27 protein-coding genes are annotated in these 24,929 nt (G+C 68.0%); 23 read left to right on the top strand and 4 right to left on the bottom strand.

The window, feature by feature from the left end; translation table 11 throughout:
* Nucleotide 1: 1 nt before the first annotated feature.
* From proC to hemB, 14 genes are all read left to right on the top strand, one after another.
* Complete coding sequence (proC, locus tag ACSZL9_RS14345) at nt 2-841, top strand: pyrroline-5-carboxylate reductase (protein WP_446666184.1); 840 nt, start codon at nt 2-4, stop codon at nt 839-841.
* 82 nt (nt 842-923) lie between these two features.
* Nucleotides 924-1,463 carry a GNAT family N-acetyltransferase gene (locus tag ACSZL9_RS14350; protein WP_446666185.1) on the top strand — a complete coding sequence of 180 codons (540 nt, stop codon included), beginning with the start codon at nt 924-926 and terminating at the stop codon, nt 1,461-1,463.
* Nucleotides 1,464-1,476: 13 nt separating this feature from the next.
* Nucleotides 1,477-2,688, top strand: coding sequence for an acetoin utilization protein AcuC (locus ACSZL9_RS14355; RefSeq protein ID WP_446666186.1), 1,212 nt, complete (start codon nt 1,477-1,479; stop codon nt 2,686-2,688).
* A gap of 379 nt (nt 2,689-3,067) precedes the next feature.
* Nucleotides 3,068-3,268, top strand: a complete 201-nt coding sequence (locus tag ACSZL9_RS14360; protein WP_446666187.1) for a helix-turn-helix domain-containing protein — start codon at nt 3,068-3,070, stop codon at nt 3,266-3,268.
* 184 nt (nt 3,269-3,452) lie between these two features.
* Nucleotides 3,453-3,551 carry a 30S ribosomal protein bS22 gene (locus ACSZL9_RS14365; RefSeq protein WP_082775156.1) on the top strand — a complete coding sequence of 33 codons (99 nt, stop codon included), beginning with the start codon at nt 3,453-3,455 and terminating at the stop codon, nt 3,549-3,551.
* A gap of 158 nt (nt 3,552-3,709) precedes the next feature.
* Nucleotides 3,710-4,696 (top strand): NAD-dependent epimerase/dehydratase family protein, encoded by a 987-nt coding sequence (locus ACSZL9_RS14370; protein ID WP_446666188.1) that lies wholly within the window; start codon nt 3,710-3,712, stop codon nt 4,694-4,696.
* Complete coding sequence (locus ACSZL9_RS14375; protein ID WP_446666189.1) at nt 4,689-6,116, top strand: 1-acyl-sn-glycerol-3-phosphate acyltransferase; 1,428 nt, start codon at nt 4,689-4,691, stop codon at nt 6,114-6,116. Before ACSZL9_RS14370 ends, ACSZL9_RS14375 begins: the two co-directional genes overlap by 8 nt.
* Nucleotides 6,117-6,155: 39 nt before the next feature.
* Nucleotides 6,156-6,419, top strand: a complete 264-nt coding sequence (locus ACSZL9_RS14380; protein ID WP_446666190.1) for a glutaredoxin family protein — start codon at nt 6,156-6,158, stop codon at nt 6,417-6,419.
* 125 nt (nt 6,420-6,544) lie between these two features.
* Nucleotides 6,545-7,309: a phosphotransferase gene (locus ACSZL9_RS14385; RefSeq protein WP_446666191.1), complete on the top strand. Its 765-nt coding sequence runs from the start codon at nt 6,545-6,547 to the stop codon at nt 7,307-7,309.
* 331 nt (nt 7,310-7,640) lie between these two features.
* Nucleotides 7,641-8,327 (top strand): redox-sensing transcriptional repressor Rex, encoded by a 687-nt coding sequence (locus ACSZL9_RS14390; RefSeq protein ID WP_446666192.1) that lies wholly within the window; start codon nt 7,641-7,643, stop codon nt 8,325-8,327.
* Nucleotides 8,324-9,625 carry a glutamyl-tRNA reductase gene (locus ACSZL9_RS14395; RefSeq protein ID WP_446666193.1) on the top strand — a complete coding sequence of 434 codons (1,302 nt, stop codon included), beginning with the start codon at nt 8,324-8,326 and terminating at the stop codon, nt 9,623-9,625. The genes ACSZL9_RS14390 and ACSZL9_RS14395 overlap by 4 nt, the downstream gene beginning before the upstream one ends.
* The gene (hemC, locus tag ACSZL9_RS14400; protein WP_446666194.1) at nt 9,622-10,638 is read left to right on the top strand and encodes a hydroxymethylbilane synthase; all 1,017 of its coding nucleotides are present in this window, start codon (nt 9,622-9,624) and stop codon (nt 10,636-10,638) included. Before ACSZL9_RS14395 ends, hemC begins: the two co-directional genes overlap by 4 nt.
* Before the next feature lie 23 nt (nt 10,639-10,661).
* Nucleotides 10,662-12,272, top strand: coding sequence for a uroporphyrinogen-III synthase (locus ACSZL9_RS14405; protein WP_446666372.1), 1,611 nt, complete (start codon nt 10,662-10,664; stop codon nt 12,270-12,272).
* Nucleotides 12,272-13,294 (top strand): porphobilinogen synthase, encoded by a 1,023-nt coding sequence (gene hemB / locus ACSZL9_RS14410; RefSeq protein ID WP_446666195.1) that lies wholly within the window; start codon nt 12,272-12,274, stop codon nt 13,292-13,294. Before ACSZL9_RS14405 ends, hemB begins: the two co-directional genes overlap by 1 nt.
* Nucleotides 13,295-13,540: 246 nt before the next feature.
* Here the strand turns inward: hemB and ACSZL9_RS14415 are convergent, their stop codons facing one another.
* The gene (locus tag ACSZL9_RS14415; RefSeq protein WP_446666196.1) at nt 13,541-14,071 is read right to left on the bottom strand and encodes a YceI family protein; all 531 of its coding nucleotides are present in this window, start codon (nt 14,069-14,071) and stop codon (nt 13,541-13,543) included.
* A gap of 172 nt (nt 14,072-14,243) precedes the next feature.
* On the opposite strand from ACSZL9_RS14415, the gene ACSZL9_RS14420 reads away from it, so the two are divergent.
* From ACSZL9_RS14420 to ACSZL9_RS14455, 8 genes are all read left to right on the top strand, one after another.
* Nucleotides 14,244-14,741 carry a MarR family winged helix-turn-helix transcriptional regulator gene (locus ACSZL9_RS14420; protein WP_446666197.1) on the top strand — a complete coding sequence of 166 codons (498 nt, stop codon included), beginning with the start codon at nt 14,244-14,246 and terminating at the stop codon, nt 14,739-14,741.
* Between the two features lie 59 nt (nt 14,742-14,800).
* The gene (gene hemL / locus ACSZL9_RS14425; RefSeq protein WP_446666198.1) at nt 14,801-16,132 is read left to right on the top strand and encodes a glutamate-1-semialdehyde 2,1-aminomutase; all 1,332 of its coding nucleotides are present in this window, start codon (nt 14,801-14,803) and stop codon (nt 16,130-16,132) included.
* Between the two features lie 134 nt (nt 16,133-16,266).
* Complete coding sequence (locus tag ACSZL9_RS14430; RefSeq protein ID WP_446666199.1) at nt 16,267-16,920, top strand: histidine phosphatase family protein; 654 nt, start codon at nt 16,267-16,269, stop codon at nt 16,918-16,920.
* Nucleotides 16,917-17,516, top strand: a complete 600-nt coding sequence (locus ACSZL9_RS14435; protein WP_446666200.1) for a TlpA family protein disulfide reductase — start codon at nt 16,917-16,919, stop codon at nt 17,514-17,516. Before ACSZL9_RS14430 ends, ACSZL9_RS14435 begins: the two co-directional genes overlap by 4 nt.
* 12 nt (nt 17,517-17,528) lie before the next feature.
* On the top strand, nt 17,529-18,284 hold the full coding sequence (locus tag ACSZL9_RS14440; RefSeq protein ID WP_446666201.1) for a cytochrome c biogenesis CcdA family protein: 756 nt from the start codon (nt 17,529-17,531) through the stop codon (nt 18,282-18,284).
* A gap of 71 nt (nt 18,285-18,355) precedes the next feature.
* A complete protein-coding gene (gene resB / locus ACSZL9_RS14445) occupies nt 18,356-20,041 on the top strand; it encodes a cytochrome c biogenesis protein ResB (protein WP_446666202.1) in 1,686 nt (561 codons plus the stop codon).
* Nucleotides 20,038-21,081 (top strand): c-type cytochrome biogenesis protein CcsB, encoded by a 1,044-nt coding sequence (gene ccsB, locus ACSZL9_RS14450; RefSeq protein ID WP_446666203.1) that lies wholly within the window; start codon nt 20,038-20,040, stop codon nt 21,079-21,081. The genes resB and ccsB overlap by 4 nt, the downstream gene beginning before the upstream one ends.
* Complete coding sequence (locus ACSZL9_RS14455; RefSeq protein ID WP_446666204.1) at nt 21,081-21,326, top strand: DUF4229 domain-containing protein; 246 nt, start codon at nt 21,081-21,083, stop codon at nt 21,324-21,326. The genes ccsB and ACSZL9_RS14455 overlap by 1 nt, the downstream gene beginning before the upstream one ends.
* A 79-nt stretch (nt 21,327-21,405) precedes the next feature.
* On the opposite strand, the gene ACSZL9_RS14460 is transcribed toward ACSZL9_RS14455, so the two are convergent.
* Nucleotides 21,406-21,735: a hypothetical protein gene (locus tag ACSZL9_RS14460; RefSeq protein ID WP_446666205.1), complete on the bottom strand. Its 330-nt coding sequence runs from the start codon at nt 21,733-21,735 to the stop codon at nt 21,406-21,408.
* Here ACSZL9_RS14460 and ACSZL9_RS14465 point away from each other — a divergent pair.
* The gene (locus ACSZL9_RS14465; RefSeq protein ID WP_446666206.1) at nt 21,725-22,603 is read left to right on the top strand and encodes a S1C family serine protease; all 879 of its coding nucleotides are present in this window, start codon (nt 21,725-21,727) and stop codon (nt 22,601-22,603) included. The two genes, ACSZL9_RS14460 and ACSZL9_RS14465, sit on opposite strands and share 11 nt — an antisense overlap.
* A 161-nt stretch (nt 22,604-22,764) precedes the next feature.
* Here ACSZL9_RS14465 and ACSZL9_RS14470 read toward each other — a convergent pair whose 3' ends face one another.
* Together ACSZL9_RS14470 and ACSZL9_RS14475 are read right to left on the bottom strand one after the other, a co-directional pair.
* Nucleotides 22,765-23,640 (bottom strand): 1,4-dihydroxy-2-naphthoate polyprenyltransferase, encoded by an 876-nt coding sequence (locus ACSZL9_RS14470; RefSeq protein WP_446666207.1) that lies wholly within the window; start codon nt 23,638-23,640, stop codon nt 22,765-22,767.
* Between the two features lie 49 nt (nt 23,641-23,689).
* Nucleotides 23,690-24,844, bottom strand: coding sequence for an AMP-binding protein (locus ACSZL9_RS14475; protein WP_446666208.1), 1,155 nt, complete (start codon nt 24,842-24,844; stop codon nt 23,690-23,692).
* Between the last annotated feature and the right edge of the window lie 85 nt (nt 24,845-24,929).

Below are 24,929 nucleotides of genomic sequence, written 5' to 3' on the forward strand. Positions count from 1 at the left end.
CATGACCCAAACAGCTGACAGCACAACCGAATCCGCCGGTCGCCAGGTCGCGTTCCTCGGTGTCGGGATGATGGGGGAGGCACTGCTGGCCGGACTGGTCCGCGGTGACCGGCCCGTGCGGGTGGTCGTGTCGGACCGGAGCGCGGAGCGGCAGGCGCACATCGCGGACAAATACTCCGTCTCCGCCCGGAGCGCGACCGACGCCGTCGCCGGAGCCACCAGCGTCATCCTCGCGGTCAAGCCCCACGACATCGGTGAGTTGCTCGCCGAGATCGGCCCCCACCTGGAGCCCGACGCGGTCGTCGTCTCCGTCGCGGCCGGCATCACCACGGCATACCTCGAAGAACGCCTGCCGGCGGGGACCGCGGTCATCCGGGTCATGCCCAACACTCCCGCGCTGGTCGGTGAGGGTATGACGGTGCTCAGCCCCGGCGCCCACTGCGCGGACCGGCACCTGACCGAGGCGCAGGAGCTGATCGGGTCCTCGGGCAAGCTGCTCACCCTGCCGGAGAGCAAGCTCGACGCCGTCACCGCGATCAGCGGCAGCGGTCCGGCATACGTCTTCTATGTCGTGGAAGCGATGGTCGAGGCCGGTGTGCTGCTGGGCCTGCCGCGTCCGACCGCGACCGAGCTCGCCGTCCAGACGTTGTATGGCGCCGCCAGCATGCTCAAGGAGACCGGCGAGCACCCGACGCTGCTGCGCGAGCGGGTCTCCAGCCCCGGCGGCACCACGGTCGCGGCCGTCCGGCAGCTCGACGAGCACAAGGTGCGTGCCGCTTTCCTGACCGCGATTGAGGCGGCCGCCGAGCGCTCGGCGGAGCTCGCATCCGGGCAGCCGTGAAGTCGGATCGTTATCCGCGGGGCGCCAGCAGTTCACCCCACCTCGTGACCACCGACGAGCGATACATGGGAGAATCGCGTCCATGACTGACATCACGGTGCGCGCCCTCGGGGATGAGGAATGGCAGGTTTACCGGGACGTTCGACTGACTGCCCTGCGAGAGGCTCCTGACGCGTTCGCAGCGTCCCTCTCGCACGAGGAGAAGTTCGACGACGAGCTGTGGCAGGCCCGCGTGAAGCGGTCCCGTCGACTGGTCGCCGAGGACGGAGAGAAGGTCGTCGGAGTGGTCTCCGTCGGCAGTAAAGCGGAGAGCGACGAGCAGGTGAGCGAGCTCTTCGGGCTCTGGGTGGAGCCGGAGCTGCGCGGCAAGGGTGTCGCCTGGAAGCTCGTCGACGCGGGCGTGCGCCAGGCGCGTCAGGACAACTACGACTTCGTCCTCTACTGGGTCGGCACCGACAACGGCCGCGCGGTCGCCTTCGCGTCCAGCTTCGGCTTCCGGCCCACCGACGGCCGACGGCCGATGCAGTCCGAGGCGGAGGACGACGCCTCCTCCGAGGACGAGATGGCCATGGTCTACCCGCTGGGCGACGACCCGGGCGCGGTGCCGAGCTCCGTGCTCTGATCGGACCCCTGCCATGACCGCCGGCGACCCTCGTGTCCGCGTCGTCTGGGGTGACGAGCTGACCCGCTACGACTTCGGTCCGCAGCACCCCATGAATCCGATCCGGTTGGATCTGACGGCCCGGTTGTGTCGTGAGCTGGGTGTTTTCGACGCTCCGGGGCTGGAGATCGTCGCGCCTTCCCTGCCGGACGACAGCGACGATTTCCTGTCCTGGGTGCACCAGGCCGACTATGTCGACGCGGTCCGCGCCGCGTCGGCCGACCCGGGGTCGGCCGAGGCGACATACGGGCTGGGCACCGAGGACGACCCGGCGTTCGCCGGCATGCACGACGTGTCCGCACTGATCGCCGGCTCCACCGTCGGCCTCGCCCAGGACGTATGGCGCGGTGACATCGACCACGGCGTCAACTTCTGCGGCGGCCTACATCACGCGATGCCTGCGAGTGCATCCGGTTTCTGCATCTACAACGACGCCGCGCTGGGCATCCAGTGGCTGTTGGACAACGGCGCCGAGCGGGTCGCCTATGTCGACGTCGACGTCCACCACGGCGACGGTGTCGAGCGTGCGTTCTGGAACGACCCGCGGGTGCTGACCATCTCGATCCACGAAACAGGGCGGGTTCTCTTCCCCGGCACCGGTTTTCCCGGTGACATCGGTGGCCCGGACGCGCAGGGTTCGGCGGTCAATGTCGCCATGCCGCCCGGGACACGGGACGCCGCGTGGCTGCGGGCACTGCACGCCGTCGTGCCGCCGCTGCTGCGCGAGTTCGACCCGCAGGTGCTGGTCACGCAGCAAGGCTGCGACTCGCACTACTCCGACCCGCTGGCGCACATGGCGTTGTCGGTCGACGCGCAGTGGACGGCATACAAGACACTGCACGACCTGGCCCACGAGGTCGCCGGCGGCAAGTGGATCGCGCTCGGCGGTGGGGGTTACGAGCTGATCGACGTGGTCCCGCGCGCGTGGACCCACCTCACCGCGATCGCCGCGCATCGCCCGATCGACCTGGACACCGAGGTCCCTGCCGTATGGCGCGAGCACGTCCAGCGCACCTTCGACCGTCCCGGGCCGTCACGGATGGGCGACGGGCAGGCCGAGCACGGCCACGTGTGGTGGCGCTCCTGGGAGAGCGGTGTCGACCCGGACAACGCAGCGGACAAGTCCGTGCTGGCCACCCGGGAAGCGGTCTTCCCCCTGCACGGCTTGGACGTTTGGTTCGACTGAGTTCTTTGCTGCGACTCTTCGCGGCTCGTGCACAACCGGCAACGGTCGCTGGTTTTGCCGGTGTTCGGGGCAGGATCTCGTGCACAACCGGCAACGGTCGCCGATTGAGGCCGGTCCGGACGGCCAGGGTCGTCAATTCTTGGCAAAGGTTCCGCACCGCCGGTCCCACCAGTAACGCCGGAAACATGCGGCTCAACGGGCAGATCGCCACATTTTTCTCACCGGTATCGGCGTGTCAGGTGGACTTTTCGATCGCTCAGACTTTCCACAGACGCGGCTGACCCTCTATCGTGGGCCCACCAGAGCACTTGTGGACGTCACACACTGTGCGCACTCGGGGCCGACATTCGTGTCGCCAGAAGAAGGGGTGGCTGCTGCCATGACCGATGATCGTCAGCCGGGCGAAGTCAATTTCATGACTGTCGCCGAGGTCGCCGCCATCATGCGTGTCTCGAAGATGACGGTCTACCGGCTGGTGCACTCCGGTGAGCTGCCCGCGGTGCGGGTCGGCCGGTCCTTCCGGGTCCCGGAGGATGCGGTGTCCGAATACCTCAGCCAGTCCTACATGGGGACTGCCTGACCACACCCCGAGTCGTCCCGGTCGCGCCGGATGCGCCCCTCGATTCGTCGGCTGTCGTGCCGATGGCGTAACCTTGGGCGGCGGATCGCGTCTCACGGGACGCGATGACAAAAGAGGCTTCGCGACCGGTCAGGGCGCCACGGCCCACCGGTTCCAATCAGCAAATTTCAGGAAGAGCGTACGCATGGGTTCAGTCGTCAAGAAGCGCCGTAAGCGGATGGCCAAGAAGAAGCACCGCAAGCTGCTTCGCAAGACGCGCCACCAGCGCCGCAACAAGAAGTAAGCGTCGGAACGACGCGCAGGAGCCCCGGATCGTCGCACGCGCGGCGCCGGGGTTTCGTCATACCGGTGCGTCGTTCCAGCGGGCGGCGCACGCCGCAGCCCGCTGCCAGCAGCGGCCGATAGGATCCGCACAGAACGTCGTCCACGTCAGGAGCGCAAATGGGTCGGGTTGTCCTGGTCACCGGTGTCTCGCGCCTGGTCGGCGGTATGACGTGCCGCGCCCTCGCGGCCGATGAGTCGCTCGACCGGGTCATCGCCATCGACACGGTCCCGCCGTTGCACAGTCTGGGGCGCGCGGACTTCATCCGGGCCGACATTCGCAACCCGATCATGGGCAAGATCCTCGCGCAGGAGAAGGTCGACACGGTGCTGCATCTCGGCGTCATCATGACGCCGAAGCAGGCCGGCGGGCGCACCCTGCAGAAGGAAATCAACGTCATCGGCACCATGCAGTTGCTCGCTGCGTGCCAGAAGGCCGACTCGGTCGAGCGGCTGGTGGTGAAGTCGTCGTCATCGGTCTACGGCTGCTCGCCGCGCGACCCGGCAATGTTCACCGAGGACATGAGTGCCCGCCGCAACCCGACCGGTGGCTTCGGCCGCGACTCGGTTGAGGTCGAGACCTATGTGCGTGGTCTTGCTCGGCGTCGTCCCGACATCGACGTGACCATGTTGCGTATGGCGAACCTCGTCGGTCCCGGCCTGCGCACGACGTTCTCCGAATATTTCTCGCTGCCCGTGCTCCCAGTGCCGCTGGGGTTTGACGGCCGCTTCCAGGTCCTGCACATCAACGACGCTGTCGCGGTGTTGCAGCGGGCTGCGAAGGCCGACGGTCTGTCCGGCACGATCAACGTCGCAGGCTCCGGGATGCTGACGATTCGGCAGGCGGCCCGGATCGCCGGTAAGCCGTTTGTGCCGGTGCTGCCGCAGAGCGGCGCGGTCGTCCAACAACTCGGCGGCATGCTCGGTGGCAGTGGTGCCTTCGATGCCGAGCAGATGCAGTTCCTGCAGTTCGGCCGCGGCATGGACACCACCCGGATGCGCACCATGCTCGACTTCACACCGGAGCACAGCACCACGAGCGCATTCCGTGATGTGCTGGGAGCACCCGGTCGCAAGAACGCCAACCTGGGAGAGGCACGTGTCTGAGGAGCAGCGCACCAGCCCGGCGAAGGACAGCTCAGCGGGCAGCCGGACCACGCGCAAGACCAGCGCGCAGAAGCGCACCGCTGCGAAGAAGACGTCTGCGCAGAAGTCGGCCGCACGCAAAGCGCCCGCACAGAAGACGACTTCCAAGACGACGTCCAAGACGACTGCAAAGAAGACGCCTGCGAAGAAGACTGCGCAGAAGGCCACGAAGAAGGCGACGCAGTCCTCCGCACCTGTGGCATTGAAGTCAGCGGCGACGACGTCGGCCGGGAACGCCGCCGAGAAGCCAGCGAGGAGTGTCGCCGCAAAGCCGGCCGCGGCTGCCCGAAACCGCCCGTCCCGCAGCACGATCGGCGCCGCCGCACAGCGTGGGGCCGCGGCGCGGAAGACTCGCACCGCCCACCCCGCAGGAAGTGCTGCGCCCGCGTTGCGTGTCGTGCCCGACCCGCCGGAGCCGACTCCGGCCACCGCGACATCCGCAACGTCATCAGGAATGACCAGCGCGTCCGACTTCGAGGGCGTGGTCAGCCTCATCGTCGAGGGGCTGCGGAAGGCCGGCTCGCTAGTGGGCATCGAGGGCGACGATCTGGAGCAGCGGATCGCGCAGGCGCTGGCCTTCCTGCGGCGCCGGATGACCGGCGACTACGAGATCGACGACTTCGGGTTCGACCGCGAGTTCACCGATCAGGTCTGGCTGCCGATCCTGCGACCGCTCTACAAGCGGTGGTTCCGGGTCGAGGTCCGCGGCATCGAGAACATCCCGGACGAGGGCGCCGCGTTGGTGGTGGCCAACCACTCCGGCACGTTGCCGATCGACGGGCTGATGACTCAGGTCGCCATACACGATGAGCACCCGAAGCATCGGCACGTGCGGATGCTCGGCGCCGACCTGGTCTTCGAGTCGCCGCTGGTCGGTGAGCTCAGCCGCAAGTCCGGCACCACGCTCGCGTCCAACCCGGACATCGAGCGGCTCTTCGCAGCTGGTGAGTTGGCGGCCGTTTACCCCGAGGGCTTCAAGGGGGTCGGCAAGCCGTTCTCCGAGCGATACAAGCTGCAGCGTTTCGGCCGCGGCGGTTTCGTGTCCGCGGCGCTGCGGGCCGAGGTGCCGATCATCCCGTGCGCGATCGTCGGCGCCGAGGAGATCTTCCCGATGATCGGCAACCTCAAGGGTCTGGCGCGTGTGCTCGGCTTCCCCTACTTTCCGGTGACGCCGTTCTTCCCGTTGCTCGGGCTGGCCGGGCTGATCCCGCTGCCGAGCAAGTGGATCATCGAGTTCGGCGCTCCTGTCGACACCGACAGCTACGGCGCGGCGGCTGCCGACGATCCGATGCTGGTCTTCGACCTCACCGACCAGGTTCGCGAAAACATCCAGCAGTCCCTGTATTCGCTTCTCCTGCAACGCCGTTCGGTCTTCTTCTAAAGCCTGCGAATTGCGGCCTCGGTCGATCGGAGGGTTGTCATGTCTGCACCGAGGATCACGCTCATCGGCAAGCCCGATTGCCATCTGTGTGACGACGCGCGTGTCGTGATCGAGCGGGTGTGCGCCGACACGGGGGAGAGCTTCACCGAGCGCAACATCCTCGACGAGCCGGAGCTGATGGCGGCATACGCCGAACAGATCCCCGTCACCCTCGTCGACGGCAAGCAGCACGACTACTGGCGCGTCGACGAGACCCGGCTGCGCAAGGCGCTGACGAAGCGCAAGCTCTTCGGCAGACGCTGACCCCCCTTCGCCGAGAGGCCCCTCGTTTCATCGACAGGCCCGGCGATTCAGGCCGAATCGAGCCGGATCGCCGGTCCCCTCGATGCATCGGGGGGCCTCTCGGCGAAAGTGGCTACCGTTGTCTGGTGGACCACAAAGAGCCGCTCGCCGGTGGCAACGCCTCGGGCACCGTCGTGCGGGTCGGCGACACCGTCCGCAAACCGTGGCTGTCGACGACCGAACGGACCGCGGCATACGTGCGGGCGCTCGCGGCGCGCGGGATCGACGTGCCTCGCGTGCTCGGTCGCGATGAGGAGGGGCGGCAGATCCTCGACTTCATCCCCGGCCGGCTCGCGATGTATGACGCGCCGCTCGGCCTCGCCACGATCCGACGCGTCGGCGCGCTCGTCCGCTCGATCCACGAGGCGAGCGCCGACCTCCCCGCGCCGGACGATTGGGACGTTCTCATCCCGGCCGAGCAGCCGAACCTGTTGTGTCACAACGATCTCGCGACCTGGAATCTCATCATCGACGGTGACCGGACGGTCTTCATCGACTGGGACGGGGCAGGCCCGAGCACCCGGTTGTGGGACCTTGCCTACGCGGCGATCTCGTTCGCGCACCTCTTCCCTGACGGCGAGCCGGCGGAGTCCGCCGAACGGTTGGCGGCCTTTGCGAATGGCTACGGCGCCACGCCTGCGCTTCGAGTTGAGCTCCCCTCGGCGATGGCTCGTCGTGCCGCCGCCATGTCCGAGTTGTTGCGCCAGTCTCACGAATCTGGCCGCGAGCCATGGGCTTCCATGTATGTCGATGGCCACGGCGAGCATTGGTCGGGCACCACGGCATACATCGCCGAGCATGGGGACGTTTGGCGAGATGCCCTCTCCGAGCCGTCGCCGACAGATCCCTAGATCGTGCGGAACAGGTCGCACCATGCGCAGGAGGTCTTGCGCTACGGGTCCCACGGCCAGCTCGACGTCGCTCGGCCACTCAGTCCGTGAGATCGGCATTTCAACCACTGAAACCGTTGCAGCGCGGGCAGTCGACGCCATACTGCGACAGCATCACGTCGCTACCACGGACGCCCCACGCGTCACGCAGCGACCCCCGCTTAGCACTTTTGTCGGGAATTTGCGACTTTGTGCCTGCGTTCACAAAGACCTACAGTCAGGGGGTCAGTGATCCTCTGTGGCGGGCGTTTGGTATACGTCCGTCCAATACGCATGAGGAGTCGAAGCGCCAGTGAGCACCGCATCGGCCGCCCGTCGGGAGATTCCCGAAGCCACCGTGGCCAGATTACCGCTCTATCTGCGTGCGCTCGCGGCGCTGGACGCCACCGGAGTCGAGGTCGTCTCCTCCGAAGAACTCGCCGAAGCTGCCGGGGTGCGCTCGGCCGGTTTGCGCAAGGACCTGTCCCACCTCGGGTCGTATGGCGTGCGCGGTGTCGGCTACGACGTCGACCGTCTCACCGAGGAGATCTCGCGCGAGCTCGGGCTGCACCACGACTGGTCAGTGGCGATCATCGGGATGGGCAATCTGGGTCACGCGCTCGCGGCATACGGCGGGTTCGCGACCCGCGGATTCAGCGTCCGCTGGCTCGTCGACGAGGACCCGGCCGTGATCGGCACGCAGATCGCCGGGCTCGAGGTCATCGACTTCGCCGAGCTGGCAAAGCAGGCGCCCGAGAGCATCATCGCCGTGCTGGCGACCCCGCCGCACGCGGCGCAGCAGGCGGCCGACCAGGCCATCGCCCTCGGTGTCCGCTCCATCCTCAACTTCGCTCCCTGCGTGATCACCGCCCCCGACGGCGTCGAGGTCCGCAAGGTCGACCTGGCCACCGAGCTGCAGATCCTCGCCTTCCACGAGCAGCGCGGCCGGGACGACGAGCTCGCCTCAAGACATCTGGTGTCGAAGTGGGGTGAATCATGAGCCTCATCGTGATCGGTATGTCGCACCGCACCACCGGTGTCGACCTGCTCGAACGCGTCGTGCTGACCGGCAATCAGGCACAGGCGTTGGGGGAGTCGTTGCAGCGCAACGACCACGTCAACGGGTCGGTCGTGGTCTCGACCTGCAATCGCGTCGAGGTCTACGCCGACGTGGAGACCTTTCACGGCGCAGTCACCGGCATCACCGAATCCCTTGCGTCCACAACGGGTTTGGTGGTCGACCAACTGCGCGACCACCTCTACGTCCACTTCGAGGACCGTGCCGTGTCGCACGCCTTCCAAGTGGCGTCCGGGCTCGACTCGGTCGCCGTCGGCGAGGGCCAGGTCCTCGGGCAGCTGCGGGATGCGCTCCGCGTCGCGCAGGACGGCGGGCACCTCGACCCGTCACTGTCCGCGCTCATGCAGCACGCGCTGCGGGTCGGCAAGCGCGTCCACTCCGAGACCGACATCGACACGGTCAGCCGCTCGCTGATCGAGCGGGCGCTGGTCACCGCCCAGGCAACCCTCGGTGAGCTGGGCGAGCAGCGCGCGCTCGTCGTGGGTGCCGGCGCCATGAGCGGGTTGGCCGCGCACACCCTGGCGCGCGCCGGTGTCGAGCAGCTGACAATCATCAACCGCACACCGGCCAAGGCCGCCCGGCTCGCGGAGGCCACCGGTGGGGTCGACCGGAGCTGGGACGACCTGGCCGACGCCGTCGCGCAGGCCGATCTGGTGGTCTCGTGCACCGGAGCCGTCGGGCACGTGCTCGACTCCGAGCTGGTGCACGCATCAGAGACGCCCAAGCTGCTGGTCGACCTGGCACTGCCGCGCGACGTCGACCCCGGGCTGGCCGGGACGCCGGGCGTCGCGCTGATCTCGCTGGAGGACCTCAACGCCGCCGTCGCCGACGAGGCCGAGAAGACCCAGCTCACGGCGGCGCACGAGCTGGTCAGCGCGGAGGTCGCCGAGTTCCTCGTGGCGCGCCGCGCGGCTGCAGTCGCTCCGGCGGTGGCCGAGTTGCGTGCTCGCACCGCCGAGGTCGTTGCCGCCGAGATGTCGCGGCTCGAGCAGCGCACCGAGCTCACCGAGCACGATCAGGCGCAGGTGCGCACGACGGTGCACCGGGTCGTCGAGAAGATCCTGCACACCCCCACGGTGCGCATCAAGCAGCTCGCGGGCGAGGAGCAGGGCGGTCAGGACTACGCCGCGTTGTTGCGCACGCTCTTCGACCTGGACCCCCACGAGTCGCGGGTCTCGCAGATCCCGCACGGGACCCCCCCAGGGGGTGAGGCTCCGTGAAGATCACCATCGGCTCACGCCGCAGCAACCTCGCGATGACTCAGACCGGGCTGATCGCCGATCAGTTGCGCGCCATGGGACACCAGGTCGAGATCACCTCGATCGTCACCGAGGGCGACACCAACCGTGCCCCGTTGACCCAGCTCGGCGGGACCGGCGTCTTCGCCACGGCTATCCGGAATGCGTTGCGCGACAAGCAGATCGACATGACCGTGCACTCGCTGAAGGACCTGCCGACAGCGCCTGCCCCCGGGCTCACGATTGCCGCCATACCGGCGCGCGAGGATCCCCGAGACGCACTGATCGCCCGCGACGGTTTGACCCTCGGGGAGCTGCCTGCCGGCGCCCTCGTCGGCACCGGGTCGCCCCGCCGGGTGGCGCAACTCGCCGCGCTCGGCCTCGGCCTGGAGTGCCGTGACATCCGCGGCAACATCGACCGACGGATCGACTTCGTCCGCAGCGGCGAGCTCGACGCGATCGTGCTCGCTCGCGCCGGCATGTCGCGCGTCGGTCGCCTCGATGAGATCACCGAGTCCATCGACCCCTTGCAGATGCTGCCCGCGCCCGGACAGGGAGCGCTGGCACTGGAGATCCGCAGCGACGACGACGAGTTGTATGACGTCGTGCGGCAACTCGACGACGCAGACACGCGCGCGGCCGTCACGGCGGAGCGTGCGGTGCTGGCCCGGTTGGAAGCCGGCTGCTCGGCACCGCTGGGTGCACTCGCCGAGGTGACCGAGGACGTCGACGGCAGTCTCGAGATCTCCCTGCGCGCATTCGTCGGTCGTCCCGACGGCACGTTCGACCTGCGACGATCCCAGACCGGATCGTTCGACCAACCCGAACGAATCGGTCATGATCTCGCGGAGTTATTGCTCGCCGACGGGGCGCTCGAAGCGTTCACGTCGGGGGAGCAAGCACCAGAGCCGGCACCCGGCGGACAGTTACCCGCTGACGCAGACCCCGTCACAGTCCATCATCACCCCCCAGAGCCGCGGAGCGTGAAGAAGTGAGCACAACCAAGACCCGCAAGACCATGCCCCAGATCGCCTTCGTGGGCTCCGGCCCGGGCGACCCGTCACTGGTCACGGTCAGGGCGGCGAGGCTGCTGCGCGAAGCCGACGTCATCATCATCGACCAGGTCGCGCGCGAGGACTTCGTCGCCGAGTTCGCCCGCGAGGACGTCGAGATCGTCGACGCCGGGCACGGCGAGACCGGGCAGCCGCTGACCACCGCGTCCCGCGCGAAGCTGGTCGTGCGCACCGCCAAGGCCGCGGCCCGCACCGACGGCACCACCGGGCTGGTCGTGCGACTGATGGACGGCGACCCCGCCACCTTCAGCGGGCTGGCCGAGGAGTCGCTCGCCTGTCACAAGGCGGACCTCGCCTTCGAGATCGTGCCGGGTGTCAGCGCGGTGAGTGCTGTGCCGGCATACGCCGGGATTCCGTTGGTGGGCAACGGTGCTCGCACCATCCACGTGCTGTCGGCCGCCGACACCAAGACCGACTGGAGCAGTGCGGCCGCCAAGGACGCCACGGCTGTCGTGCTCGGCACGGCCGAGTCGGTGCCGGCTGCGCTCGCCGAGCTGCTCGCGGCCGGTCGCGACGCGCAGACGCCGGTGTCGCTGAGCACCGACGGCACCACGATCCGCCAGGAGACCCGTGTCACCACGCTCGGTGAGGTCCCCGCCGCGGTGAAGGCGCAGCCGCTGTCCGGCGCCGTCGTCGCAGTGGTCGGCCCGGTCGTCGACCTGCGCGAGAAGCTGTCCTGGTGGGAGACCAAGCCGCTCTTCGGCTGGAACGTCCTGGTGCCGCGCACCAAGGAGCAGTCCGGCACCATGACCGACCGGCTCGCGTCGCACGGAGCATCCAGTGACGTCGTGCCCACGATCAGCGTCGAGCCGCCGCGCACCCCGCAGCAGATGGAGCGCGCGATCAAGGGTTTGGTGACCGGCCGCTACGAGTGGATCGGCTTCACCTCCGCCAACGCGGTGCGCGCCGTGCGGGAGAAGTTCGTCGAATTCGGTTTGGATGCAAGGGCGTTCGCCGGGTTGAAGGTCGCCGCGGTCGGCGGTGTCACGGCAGAGGCGCTGCGCGAGTGGGGCCTGGAGCCCGACCTGGTGCCGAGCGGGGAGCAGTCCGCCAAGGGCCTGCTGGAGGAGTGGCCGCCGTATGACGACGTGCTCGACCCGATCAACCGGGTCTTCCTGCCGCGCGCGGACATCGCCACCGACACACTCGTCGCCGGCCTGCAGGACATGGGCTGGGAGGTCGACGACGTGACGGCATACCGGACCGTGCGCGCGGCTCCGCCCGCTCCCGAGGTTCGTGAGGCGATCAAGACCGGCAAGTTCGACGCGGTCTGCTTCACCTCGAGCTCGACGGTCCGCAACCTGGTCGGCATCGCCGGCAAGCCGCACGCCACCACAGTGATCGCGTGCATCGGCCCGGCCACCGCCAAGACCGCCGAGGAGCACGGCCTGCGGGTCGACGTGCTCGCCAGCGAGCCGAGCGCCGAGACGCTGGTCGACGCGCTCGCCGACTACGGCCGCGGGCTGGCGCTGACCGCGCAGGAGAACGGCGAGCGAGTGCGCCGCCCGAGTGAGCGCAAGGCCTCGTCCCGGCGCAAGGCCAAGGCGTCGCGGTAATGTCTCCCCGCCACAGCGCAGCGGGTGGCAACCCGTGGGCACTGCCCGCGGGTTCCACCCGCCCCCGGCGGTTGCGCACGACCGCGGCGATGCGCCGGCTGGTCGCCGAGCACCGCGTGCACCCGGCCGAGCTGGTGCTGCCGATGTTCGTCAAGGAGGGTCTGGCCGAGCCGGTCGCGTTGCAGTCCATGCCGGGCGTCCAGCAGCACACCCTCGACTCGCTGGTCAAGGCCGCGCGTGACGCGGTCGACGCCGGTGTCGGCGGCCTGATGCTCTTCGGCGTTCCCGAGCAGCACGACGAGATCGGTTCAGGCGCAACGGATCCCGACGGCATTCTGAACGTCGCGTTGCGTCGTCTGCGCGACGAGCTGGGCGACGACACGGTGCTCATGTCCGACCTGTGCCTGGACGAGTTCACCTCGCACGGACACTGCGGCGTGCTCGACGAGCAGGGCCGGGTCGACAACGACGCCACCCTGCAGCGGTATGCCGACATGGCGATCGCGCAGGCCGAAGCAGGCGCGCATCTGGTCGGTCCGTCCGGGATGATGGACGGCCAGGTTGCCGTCATACGCCGTGCGCTCGACGAGGCCGGGCACACCGACGTAGGGATCCTGGCGTATGCCGTGAAGTACGCCTCTGCGGCATACGGCCCGTTCCGCGAAGCGGTGGAGTCGACCCTGCAGGGTGACCGGCGCACCTATCAACAGGACGGCGCGAACCGCACCGAGGCCCTGCGCGAGGTGCAACTGGACCTGGCTGAGGGTGCCGACCTGGTGATGGTCAAGCCCGCGCTGCCCTACCTCGACATCCTGCGCGACGTGCGGGAGATCAGCGACGTGCCCGTTGCGGCATACCAGGTCAGCGGTGAGCTGGCGATGATCGAGGCGGCCGGCGCCAAGGGCTGGATCGACCGCGACGCGATGGTGCTGGAGACGCTGACCGCGATCAAGCGGGCCGGCGCGCAGATCATCCTGACCTACTACGCGACCGAGGTGGCCCGCCGCCTGCAGGCGAGCTGACCCTTTCACCGAGCGGACACGAAACGCACTGAGCGGACACGAACGGCGGCCGGAAATCGGCCGCCGTTCGTGTCCGCTCAATATTTGGGTGTCCGCTCAGTAGAAAACACGAGCGGGACCAGGCACTCGGGGGTATGCCGGGTCCCGCTCGCGGGTCTTCGGTGGGGTCCGGCGCGGACTCATCGCGGAGTCATTGCCGGTCCCCTGTTCGTCACACTGTCACATCCGACTGTGTGATCGGACTGGTCAGGCCTTGAGGAACTCCAGGTCGAGGGTGATCTTGACCTTGTCGCCCACGACGACGCCGCCGCCCTGCATCGGCATCTCGATGTCGACGCCGAACTCCTTGCGGCTGATGTCGAGGGTGGCCTCGAAGCCGGCGCGGGTGCCCTCGGGGTCGACACCGCCGAACTCGACGTCGAAGGTGACCGGCTTGGTGATGCCCTTGACGGTCAGGTCGCCGGTCAGCTCGGTCTCGGTGACCTTGGTGGACTTGAACGACATCGTCGGGTGGGTCTCGACCTCGAAGAAGTCGTTGGTCCGCAGGTGGTTGTCGCGGTCGCCGACGCCGGTGTTGATCGAAGCCATCGTGACCTCGGCCTCAACGCTGGTGCTCTCCAGGGTGTCGCCCACGGTCAGCGTGGCGTCGAACTCGTCGAACTTGCCGCGCACCTTGCTCACCATCATGTGGCGGACCTGGAAGCCGAGCGTGCTGTGGGCCGCGTCGATCTTCCAAGTGCCGGTGGCCAGGCCGTCGAGAGTGGTCGTGATCGTCATCTGTGCTGCTCCTTCGTGGGGGCTGAATCTTCGGGAAAGTCTGGTTCGGTCAGGCCCGACTGCGAGCCTGGCTGTCGTGCGGTCGCCGTTATGGCAACCATTATGCCTAACAATAGTTGATATTTCAATTATTCCCGTGCGAGGAGGAAGCTTGGCCACCTATGCTGTGAACGTGTCCGAGACCCAATCCGCCCCGCCCGCCCCCGTCGCCACGGATGCCGACGTCCCGTGGCTGACCGAGGCCGAGCAAGGCGCCTGGCGTGCCTACTTGCGCGGCAGCCGGGCGTTGGAGCTGGTGCTCGACACCGAGTTGCAGTCCGCGGCCGGTATGTCGCTCGCGGAGTACGAACTGATGTCGATGCTCTCCGAGGCGCCGGGGCACGTGTTGCGGATGAGCAAGCTCGCCGACGTGACCGTGCAGTCCCGCAGCCGCGTCACGCACACGGCCACCCGCTTGCAGCGCCGCGGCTGGGTCCGCCGTTCGCCGGCGCCGGACGACGGGCGCGGCATACAACTCAACCTCACCGACGAAGGGCTGGCGGCGGTCACGTCGGCCGCCCGCGTGCACGCGACCGGCGTGCAGGAGCACCTGATCCGGCAGATGGATCCGGCGTTGTTCCAGTCGCTCGGAGCCGCCATGGGCAAGGTTCGCACGCACCTGCTCGGGTGAGGCAGCCGACAACTACAGCCCGTAGGAGTTCGCGCTACGCAGCCTGAGACAATGGTGGTATGACGAGCACGCCCACCGATCAGACGACTGTTCGCGACGAGGCATCGGCGGCGCTGTTGCAGCGCTCCCGTGCGGTCACACCGGGTGGGGTCAACTCACCGGTCCGCGCCTTCCGGGCGGTCGGCGGCACCCCGCGCTTCATCGCATCGGCCCGGGGCCCGTGGCTGACCGACGTCGACGGCAACCGCTACGTCGATCTGATCTGCTCCTGGGGACCGATGATCCTGGGGCATGCGCACCCCGACGTCGAGGCCGCCGTGCAGAAGGCCGCGACCAAGGGCTTCAGCTTCGGCACGCCGAGCGAGAACGAAGTCGCGCTGGCCGAGGAGATCGTCTCCCGCGTCGAGCCGCTGGAGCAGGTGCGGCTGGTCAACAGCGGCACCGAGGCGACCATGTCGGCGCTGCGACTGGCGCGCGGCGCGACCGGCCGCAGCACCGTGGTGAAGTTCGCCGGCTGCTACCACGGGCACGTCGACCCGCTGCTGGCCGCGGCCGGCTCTGGTGTCGCAACCTTCGCGCTGCCCGACTCGGCCGGCGTCCCCTCGTCGGCGGCGCACGAGACGATCGTGTTGCCCTACAACGACATTCAAGCCGTCGAGCAGGCTTTCGCCGAGCATGGCGACGAGATCGCCTGCGTCATCACCGAGGCGTCGCCAGGCAACATGGGTGTCGTGCCGCCCGCACCCGGCTTCACCAGCGCGCTGCGCCGGATCACCAAGGAGCACGGCGCACTGCTGATCTCCGACGAGGTGATGACCGGCTTCCGTTGCTCGGCCGCCGGTTGGTACGGCCTGGAGCGTGAGCCCGAGGGTGGGGCGCCCGACCTGTTCACCTTCGGCAAGGTCATGGGCGGCGGTTTCCCGGCCGCAGCCTTCGGCGGCAGCGCCGAGTTGATGGCGAACCTCGCACCGGACGGTCCCGTCTATCAGGCGGGCACGCTGTCCGGGAACCCCGTCGCGACCGCCGCCGGCCTGGCGACCTTGCGGGGCTGCACCGCCGATGTCTACGACCGGATCGGCGTGGTGGCACACACCATCGCCGACGCCGCGTCCGAGGCGCTGACCGGCGCCGGTGTGCCGCACACCATCCAGTGGGCGGGCTCGATGTTCTCGGTCTTCTTCCGCGATGGTGCGGTCCGCAACTACGAGGACGCCAAGGCCCAGGACACCGAGGCGTTCGGCCGCTTCTTCCACTCGATGCTCGACCAGGGTGTGCACCTGCCGCCCAGCTCGTTCGAGGCGTGGTTCGTCAGCGCATCGCACGATGACGCGGCCGTCGAGCACGTGCTGCAGGCGCTGCCCGCGGCCGCTGCCGCAGCGGCCCGGGCCTGAACGAAACCTGAGAAAGCGACACAGATTCCGATGCGACACTCCCAGCGTGTTTCTCGTATGGCGTGGTCTCGATACGCGCGTTCCCCCGCTTCGCTCCTCCACGCGCTACTCGACCGACGAGAGCGGGCACACCGATGACTGAGACTGTTGTGCACCTCGTGCGGCACGGCGAGGTCGACAACCCCGGCGGCGTGCTCTACGGCCGGATGCCCGGCTTCCACCTGTCCGAGCTCGGTCGGCAGATGGCCAAGCGCACCGCGGCATACCTCGCCGACCGCGACATCACCCACCTGGTCTCCTCGCCGCTGGAGCGCGCCCAGGAGACCATCGAGCCGCTCGCCGAGCGACTCAAGCTGGAGGTGAAGCTCGACGAGCGGGTCATCGAAGCGGGCAACGACTTCGAAGGTCTCACCGTCGGCAAGAACCCCAAACAGCTTCTCAATCCACGCTTCTGGGGCAAGCTGACCAACCCGATCAAGCCGAGCTGGGGCGAGCCCTACGCCGAGATCGCTGCGCGCATGGAGGCTGCCACGCGTGACGCGCGCGCCGCTGCCGAGGGGCACGAGGCGGTCGTCGTCAGTCACCAGTTGCCGGTGTGGATCGGCCGCATGCACTTCGAGGGCAAGCGACTCTGGCACGACCCGCGGCGGCGGCAGTGCACACTCGCGTCGGTGACCAGCGTGATCTTCGACGGTGACCGCTTCAGCCGCGTCGAGTATGCCGAGCCCGCGCGCGACCTGCTGCCGGGCGCGACGGAGGCGGCCGGCTCGCCGATGGGCAAGGCATGACCAAAACCGTTACGAACCGGACGATTTCGGCGTTGGCGCTCGCCTGCGTCGCGGCACTCGGCCTCACCGCCTGCAGCAGCGACGGCAACTCGATCAGCAAGCAGGCCAACCAGGGCTCGGACAAGAATTACCTGGCCGGTGACGGCACGCTCGCGCAGTTGTCGCCGAGCCAGCGCGGCAAGCCGGTCACGCTGACCGGCAAGCTGCTGGACGGCAAGGCCTGGTCGACCAAGGACCACTCGGGCAAGGTCATCGTCGTCAACGTGTGGGGATCGTGGTGCCCGCCGTGCAAGGCGGAGACCCCTGACCTGCAGAAGGCGTGGACCAAGCTGAAGAAGAAAGGCGTGCTGATGATCGGCATTGATCGTCAGGAGGGCCCGCAGACCGCGGCGGCATACCTGCGTTCGGCGGGGGTCACCTATCCCTCGCTGCGCGATGACGGTGGCGCCGCGCTCGTCGCGCTGCAGGGCAAGGCCTCGGCCACCCCGTCGACACTCGTCCTCGACAAGCAGCACCGGATCGCCGCCCGCGTGTCCGGTCCGACTACTGACACCACCCTCATCGGGCTCGTCGACGACGTGCTCAAGAAGGGCTGAGACTCACCGCCGATGACCGCCCACATGACCGCCGACGCCGCACAGACCGTTGCCACCGGAAGCCTGCCGATCGCCGTACTCCTGGCGCTCGTCGCAGGCGTGGTGTCGTTCGCGTCGCCGTGCGTATTGCCTTTGGTGCCAGGCTTTCTCGGTTATGTCACTGGGCTGACCGACGAGCAGCGCAAGACCCGGCTGGTGACCGGTGCGTTCCTCTTCGTCCTGGGCTTCTCGGTCGTGCTGGTCAGCGTGGCGGCGGCATACAGCTGGGTGGTCAACCTGCGCTACCTGCACCAGGACGCCATGATCCGCATCAGCGGCGTGATCGTGATCCTGCTGGCGCTGGTCTATCTCGGCTTCATCGGGCAGCGCGGCATCCCGGTGCGCTGGAAGCCGTCCGCGGGCCTGGTCGGCGCACCGCTGCTCGGCGCCGTTTTCGGGCTGAGCGCGAGCCCCTGCGTCGGCCCGGTGTATGGCGCAATCCTCAACCTGGCCAACCCGATCGGCGAGTCGGGGGAGTCCCGCGGCGTGACGCTTGCGGCGTTCTACTGCCTCGGGCTCGGCATACCCTTCCTGCTCATCGCGGCCGGCTGGTCGCGCGCTGAAACCTGGTCGCGCTGGCTGCGCGACCACCACCGGCCGATCCAACTGGTCGGTGGGATCGTCATGCTGGTCGTCGGACTGATCATGGTGTCGGGGCAGTGGCTGCACCTGATCTCCTGGATCCAGGTCCGACTGACCGGCTCCGACACGTTTGTCCCGGTGATCTGATGCGTAGATTCGTCCCTCATCTCCCCATCAGCTCAGTGATGCTGATGCCCGTCCTTCGGCCGGTGATCTGATTGACGGAAACAAAAACCGCCGAGAAGCGTCGGCCCGCCGGCCGCAAGGACGTCAAGGGCCCGAAGATCGGTGTGCTCGGCATGCTGCGCTGGCTCTGGCGGCAGCTGACCTCGATGCGCACCGCGCTCTTCCTGCTGCTGATCCTCGCCGTGGCCGCCGTGCCCGGGTCGATCTTCCCGCAGCGCAGCATCGACGCCGGGCGCGTTTCGACATACCTCGACGACCACAAGACGATCGGGCCGTGGCTGGACAAGCTGAGCATGTTCGACGTCTTCAGCTCGCCATGGTTCGCCGCGATCTACATCCTGCTGCTGATCTCGCTGGTCGGCTGTGTGCTGCCCCGCTGCTTCCAGCACGCGAAGGCGTTGCGCTCGCCGCTGCCTCGGGTGCCCAAGCGGATCACCCGGCTGCCCGCCAAGGGCGAACGCACCGTCGACGCCAGCACCGGTGACCTGGTCGAAGCGGCGCGAGAGACGTTGCGCCGCAAGGGATATCGCGTGCGGGTCGACGACCCGGTCGACGGTGAGCAGGCGATCGTCGCCGAGGGCGGACGGCTCCGGGAGACCGGCAACCTGCTCTTCCACCTGTGCCTGCTGGTCCTGGTGCTGGCCGTCGCGACCGACCACCTGATGGGCTGGCGTGGTGACGTGATCGTGCCCGAGGGCAGCGACTCCTTCGTCAGCGCGGTCGGCAGCTACAACACCCTCAACCTCGGGCCGTGGGTCGACACCGACGAGATCAAGCCGTGGACGCTCAAGGTCGACAAGCTGGACGTGTCCTTCGAGAAAGACGTGCCCAAGGACTCGCCGCAGTTCGGCCAGCCGCGTGACTTCGTGGCCAAGGTGACCACCAGTCCCGAGCCGGGCGCGCAGACGAACACCCGCAAACTTGCGGTCAACGAGGCCGTCAAGCTGGACGGCACCTCGGTCTACCTGCTCGGCAACGGTTACGCCCCTGTCATCACTGTCAAGGACCCCAAAGGCAAGGTGCTCTACCACCAGGCGACGCCGTTCCTGCCCCAGGGCAACGCCTACCGATCGGTCGGCGCCGTCAAGGTCCCGGCGGCATCACCGAAGGAGCTCGGCTTCTTCGGGTTCTTCCTGCCGACGGCGACCTTCGACGACAAGCTCGGCCCCGACTCGACATTCGCCGGTCTCGACAACCCGGCTCTGGTCGTCGGCGCCTACCGCGGTCAACTCTTCCCCGACGACCAGCCGCAGTCGGTCTACACGCTCAACACCAAGAAGATGAAGCAGGTCATGGACGGCAAGAGCCCGTGGCGAGCAGTGGTCAAACCCGGGCAGACGGCGAAACTGCCCGACGGCACGACGATCTCGATGGACAAGACGATCCCGCGGTGGGCCGGCCTGTCGGCCCGCTACGACCCGGGCAAGGGCACCGCGCTGGGTTCGTCACTGATCGGCCTGGCCGGGCTGATCATGTCCATGACGCTGCGTCGCCGGCGCATCTTCTTCAAGATCCGCACCGCCGACACCGGTTCGAGTGGCGGCACCGGCCCGGACACGGACAACGACACGTCCACTACCGGGCGTAGTCTTATCACCGCAGGAGCGCTCGCCAAGGGCGAGGATCCGCGACTGCAGGTCGCTCTCGACGCGCTGCTCGACGGCGTCGAGGCACGGCTCGGCAACACCCCTTCATCCCAGGCAGGAACGGCTCGATGATCTCCTTCACGCCCTCCATCTCGTTCGGCGGTCACGCCACCGACGTCGGTCTCTCGGACCTGTCGAACAACTTCCTCTACGCCTCCGGTGTCGTGCTGGTGCTGGCGATGATGGCGTTCGTGCTCGACCTCGCCGGACACCCCGGCCGTATGGCGCGCGCCGAGCAGGCACGGGAAGCCGCGGCGGAGCAGTCGGCCGAGCGCGCCGACAAGGCGAGTGCGGCGGCCGGGTCGAGCAAGGGCGGCACCGCCGTGCTCGAGCGGACCACGGAGGCCGCGGGCGCCATACCGGAGAAGCGGCAATATGCCGGGATCGGCATCTCGCTGTCCTGGTTGGGCTGGTTGCTGCTGGGCGCGTGCGTCGCGTTGCGGTCGGCGTCGGTCGGCCGCCCGCCGCTGGGCAACATGTATGAATTCGCGATCGTCGGCGCGTTCTTCGTGATGACGCTCTTCCTCGGCTGGAGCCTGAAGCGTGACATCCGCTCGCTGGGTGTCTTCGTCGTCGGGCCGACCCTGCTCACCGAGATGCTCGCTGCGCTGGTCTTCTACACCGACGCCAGCCAGCTGATGCCGTCGCTGAAGAACTACTGGCTGACGATCCACGTGACCATCGCGATCCTGTCGGTGGCGTTCTTCACGATCGCGTTCTCGACGACGATCCTCTACTTCGTGCAGAAGTGGCGCGAGGACATCCACGACACGAAGTACAAGTTCATGGATGCCGTGCCGGGCTCGGCGGTGATGGACCGCACGACATACGGCCTGCTGATCATCGCCTTCCCGCTGTGGACCTTCACCGTCATCGCCGGTGCCATCTGGGCGCAGAAGGCGTGGGGCAACTACTGGGGCTGGGACCCCAAGGAGGTCTGGTCGCTGGTCATCTGGGTGGTCTACGCCGCCTACCTGCACGCCCGCGCGACCGCCGGTTGGGCCGGCAAGAAGTCGGCATACATCGCGCTCGCGGGCTTCGGCTGCGTTCTGTTCAACTTCTGCGTCGTCAACGTCTTCATCGTCGGAATGCACTCTTACTCAGGTATGTGATGATCCGTTACACCATCCTGCGACTGCTGATTTTCGTGGTCGCGCTGCTCGTCCTGTTCGCCGTCGGCTTCCGCAGCTGGGCTCTGCTGTTGTTGTCCGCAGTGGTCTCGCTCGTGGTGTCGTTCTTCGCGCTCCGCGGGCCGCGTGAGCAGTTCGCCTCGCAGGTGCAGCACAAGGTGTCCGAGCGGCAGAAGCGTGCCGCAGCCTTCCGCAACGCCGAGGACGACGACACCGACGAGGAGTGACGGCGTAGGCCGCGATCGCTTCACAGGAAGTGCACAAGTCCTTCCGCGGTCCTCCATCAATTGCGGCGAGAACCTGGGTTCAGTCGAAATCAGGAGTCGCCATGAACCGTCGTATAGCCGCAGCAGCAGCAACACTCGCCGTCGTCACACTCGTGCCCGCCGGCGCGTTCGCCACCGAGCAGGCAATGACGAACCGGGTGACCGTGTCGGGCCCGGCGCCGTCGGTCGCGATGCCGAGCAGCCCCTCGACCAGCCCCGGGAGCGGCAACAGCAGCAACGGGAACGGTTCGAGCGGCTCGAACGGCACGAACCCGAACGACGGCAACACCAACCCGTGGTCGCAGGCCGCCAGCAGCCGCACGTCAGGCACTCCGGTGTCGTCCTGGCCGGGAGTGGTGATGATCGACACCGCCGTGCAGGGCGGTGAGGGTGCCGGCTCCGGGATCGTGTTGACCTCCAACGGAATCGTGCTGACCAACTACCACGTGGTGGACGGGTCGACGGCGATCCGGGTGAAGGCGTCGAACGGCTCGACATACACGGCGAAGGTGCTCGGCTTCGACCAGTCCCACGACGTTGCGGTCATCAAACTCGAGGGTGCCAGCGGCTTGAAGACCGCGTCGCTGGACACCGGCAAGGCAGTGCTCGGTGAGAAGGTCACCGCGGTCGGGCAGGGCGGCGGCCAGGGCACGCTCTACAAGACCAGCGGCAGCGTGACCGACACGAACGAGCAGATCACCGCCTCCGACGGCGGCACCGGCGCGTCCGCCGAGAAGCTGACCGGGCTCATCGAGACCAATGCACAGATCGTGCCGGGCTACTCCGGCGGTGCTCTGGTCAACTCCGACGGAGAGGTCATCGGGATGGACACGGCGGCCTCGTCGAGCACACCGATCACCGGATACGCCATCCCGGCGTCGTCGGCGTTGAAGATCGCCAACCAGATCGAGAGCGGCACGAAGACCTCCACCGTGCACATCGGCAAGCGTGCCGCGCTGGGCGTGGAGATCAGCACCCAGTCCTCGACGGGCTTCGGGTATGGCGCATCCGGCGCCTCGGTCGTCGGCACCTCGTCAGGTAGCGCAGCGGCAAAGGCCGGCATCACGGCAGGCTCGACGATCACCGCGATCGACGGCCACACCGTGACCAGCCCGACGACGTTGACCAACGTGCTGGATCAGAAGTACCCCGGCGACAAGGTGTCGGTCACCTGGGTCGACGCACAGGGCCAGTCGCACACCGCGTCGGTCACGCTCGGGTCGTCACCGGAGAACTGAGTCCTTTGCTGCGACTCCTCGTGAGGGTGTTGCGGCCGTCGGCTCGCAAGCTTGCTCGACGGCCGCAACACCCTCAGTCGTCGTCTTCGCAGCGTCCGCCTTGTCGTCCGGGGATGTTTGTCTCGCCCGTCGCCGGTCCCGAAGTTGCTGGTGCCGCCGAATCAGCGGCTGAGGAACAAGCCGAGGCCGAAGAGGACGCCATACACCAGGATCGTGATGCCGGTGGTGACGAGCGCGGGGATCAGGTCGCGGCCCTTCGCGCCACCGTTGACGGTCTGCACCGATCGCGCTGACGGCGCCAGGCCGATGAGCGCGATGATCGCCCATGGATGGCGGATGGCGGCGACGATGACCGCGACGAAGGCGACCATGAACATCCCGGTGAACAGCTTGCGGGTCGCGGCGTCGCCGATCCGGACCGCCAGGGTGCGCTTGCCGGACTCGGTGTCGCCGGGGATGTCGCGCAAGTTGTTGACCACGAGGATCGCGCAGGCGATGGCGCCGATGCCGACCGCGGCGGCGACAGCGCTGAGGTCGATCGAACCCGCCTGCGTGTAGGTCGTGCCCAGCGTCGCGACCAGACCGAAGAAGACGAAGACGAAGACTTCGCCGAGTCCCATGTATCCGTAGGGGTGTTCGCCGCCGGTGTATTTCCACGCGGCGATCACGCAGAGCACGCCGACGATCAGCAGCCACCAGGTGCCGGACAGCGCGACCAGGGCGAGACCGCACAGCGCGGCGGCACCGAAGCAGGCGAAGGCAGCCAGCTTGACGCTCGACGGCGCAGCGAGTCCCTGGCCGACCAGCCGCACCGGGCCGACGCGGGTGTCATCGGTGCCGCGGATCCCGTCGGAGTAGTCGTTGGCGAAGTTGACACCGATCTGCAGCAGCAACGACACCAGCAGGGCGAGCAGCGCGTATGCCGGGTTGCCGTCACCGATCGCGTATGCCGCGCCGGTGCCTGCGGCGACCGGTGCGACGGCGACGGGCAGGGTGCGTGGGCGGGATCCGGCGATCCATTCGTTCAACGTGGCCATGGGCGTGCTTCGCGACTTTCGATGGAAATTTCGATGGGCTGGTTGGCCGTCATTCGGCCGACAGGTGAGACTCCAGAGTCTGCCATCCCGACGCCGCAGCGAGCGCCGCGCGGTCCGGCTTGCCGGGCCCCCGCAACGGGATCTCGTCGATAAGCAGCAGCCGCTTCGGCAGTGCGTATGCCGGCACCAGGTCGCGCAGTTGATCACGAACTGCGTTCAACGAGAGCGGCTTCCGAGCACGTATGGCGAGCCCGACCGCTTGCCCCCAGTCGTCATCCGGCAGCCCGAGCGCCACGGCCTCGAGCACGTCAGGGACGCCTGTCGCGGCCGACTCGACGATGCGCGGTGCAACCTTCATCCCGCCGGTGTTGATCAGGTCGTCGATGCGGCCGATGACCTGGAGTCGATCGTCGCGCCATACTCCGAGGTCATCGGTGCGGAAGGTGCGAGTGCCGTCCGGGAGGACGCCGAACGTGGCCGCGGTCAGATCGGGGCGGCCGAGGTAGCCAGACCCAATTGTCTTGCCGCACAACGTGATCCGGCCATCATCGGCAATGTCGACAGTGGTGCCGGACAACGGGAGACCGCTGTAGACACAGCCGCCGGCGGTCTCGCTCGAGCCGTATGTAGTCAGGACCGTCGCGCCGATGCGGCGCGCTTCCGCCAGCAGCCGGGGGTCTGAGGCAGCACCGCCGAGCAGGATCCCGTCGAAGGATGCGACGGCTGCGCGAGCCTCTTCACCGGCGTCCAGCAGCCGGTGCAGCTGTGTCGGGACGAGCGCCGTGTAGCGCCGGTCATGGTCGAGTTGTCTTGTGGCAGCGACGAATCCGTCAACCGTGAAAGTTCTCATCGTCACCGGGGTCGTTGCTGCGCGAATGCTCCGGATCAGCACCTGGGTGCCGGCGATGTGCTGCGCGGGCATCGGCAGCAGCCACTGGCCGGGGCCGCCGAGCCGCTCGTGGGTAGCGTCCGCGCTCGCGACGAGCGCGTCGCGGGTCAGCATCGCTCGCTTGGGGACACCGGTCGATCCGGAGGTGCTGACCACGAGTGCGAGACCGTCGGGGAGCGCGGCATCCGCAGCGATGTCCGGGGCGGGAGCGTCGGCATACGGGGCGATGGCGGGGCCGCTGCCGTCCAGTGCCGCGGCGAGTGCGGTGCGGTAGTCGTTGAGATCGCTGACGGCAAACGGTTCCAGGCGGGGCACCCTCCAAGGGTAAGTGGCCGCGGTGCGGCTCTATCGTGAAGATCGCGACGCCGCGGTCCCGCGGTGAGCACGGCCCGCAGACCGA

Source organism: Flexivirga sp. B27, assembly GCF_052905685.1.

Excerpts from the sequence above, each read along its gene's own strand:
- ACSZL9_RS14440 (WP_446666201.1), top strand. The coding sequence starts at position 17,529 with ATGACCGCCCACATGACCGCCGACGCCGCACAGACCGTTGCCACCGGA.
- ACSZL9_RS14355 (WP_446666186.1), top strand. The coding sequence starts at position 1,477 with ATGACCGCCGGCGACCCTCGTGTCCGCGTCGTCTGGGGTGACGAGCTG.
- hemL (WP_446666198.1), top strand. The coding sequence starts at position 14,801 with ATGACGAGCACGCCCACCGATCAGACGACTGTTCGCGACGAGGCATCG.
- ACSZL9_RS14380 (WP_446666190.1), top strand. The coding sequence starts at position 6,156 with ATGTCTGCACCGAGGATCACGCTCATCGGCAAGCCCGATTGCCATCTG.
- ACSZL9_RS14365 (WP_082775156.1), top strand. The coding sequence starts at position 3,453 with ATGGGTTCAGTCGTCAAGAAGCGCCGTAAGCGGATGGCCAAGAAGAAG.
- ACSZL9_RS14415 (WP_446666196.1), bottom strand. The coding sequence starts at position 14,071 with ATGACGATCACGACCACTCTCGACGGCCTGGCCACCGGCACTTGGAAG.
- ACSZL9_RS14395 (WP_446666193.1), top strand. The coding sequence starts at position 8,324 with ATGAGCCTCATCGTGATCGGTATGTCGCACCGCACCACCGGTGTCGAC.
- ACSZL9_RS14455 (WP_446666204.1), top strand. The coding sequence starts at position 21,081 with ATGATCCGTTACACCATCCTGCGACTGCTGATTTTCGTGGTCGCGCTG.
- ACSZL9_RS14360 (WP_446666187.1), top strand. The coding sequence starts at position 3,068 with ATGACCGATGATCGTCAGCCGGGCGAAGTCAATTTCATGACTGTCGCC.
- proC (WP_446666184.1), top strand. The coding sequence starts at position 2 with ATGACCCAAACAGCTGACAGCACAACCGAATCCGCCGGTCGCCAGGTC.
- ACSZL9_RS14370 (WP_446666188.1), top strand. The coding sequence starts at position 3,710 with ATGGGTCGGGTTGTCCTGGTCACCGGTGTCTCGCGCCTGGTCGGCGGT.
- ACSZL9_RS14435 (WP_446666200.1), top strand. The coding sequence starts at position 16,917 with ATGACCAAAACCGTTACGAACCGGACGATTTCGGCGTTGGCGCTCGCC.
- ACSZL9_RS14350 (WP_446666185.1), top strand. The coding sequence starts at position 924 with ATGACTGACATCACGGTGCGCGCCCTCGGGGATGAGGAATGGCAGGTT.
- hemB (WP_446666195.1), top strand. The coding sequence starts at position 12,272 with ATGTCTCCCCGCCACAGCGCAGCGGGTGGCAACCCGTGGGCACTGCCC.
- ACSZL9_RS14465 (WP_446666206.1), top strand. The coding sequence starts at position 21,725 with ATGATCGACACCGCCGTGCAGGGCGGTGAGGGTGCCGGCTCCGGGATC.
- ccsB (WP_446666203.1), top strand. The coding sequence starts at position 20,038 with ATGATCTCCTTCACGCCCTCCATCTCGTTCGGCGGTCACGCCACCGAC.
- ACSZL9_RS14470 (WP_446666207.1), bottom strand. The coding sequence starts at position 23,640 with ATGGCCACGTTGAACGAATGGATCGCCGGATCCCGCCCACGCACCCTG.
- ACSZL9_RS14405 (WP_446666372.1), top strand. The coding sequence starts at position 10,662 with ATGCCCCAGATCGCCTTCGTGGGCTCCGGCCCGGGCGACCCGTCACTG.
- ACSZL9_RS14430 (WP_446666199.1), top strand. The coding sequence starts at position 16,267 with ATGACTGAGACTGTTGTGCACCTCGTGCGGCACGGCGAGGTCGACAAC.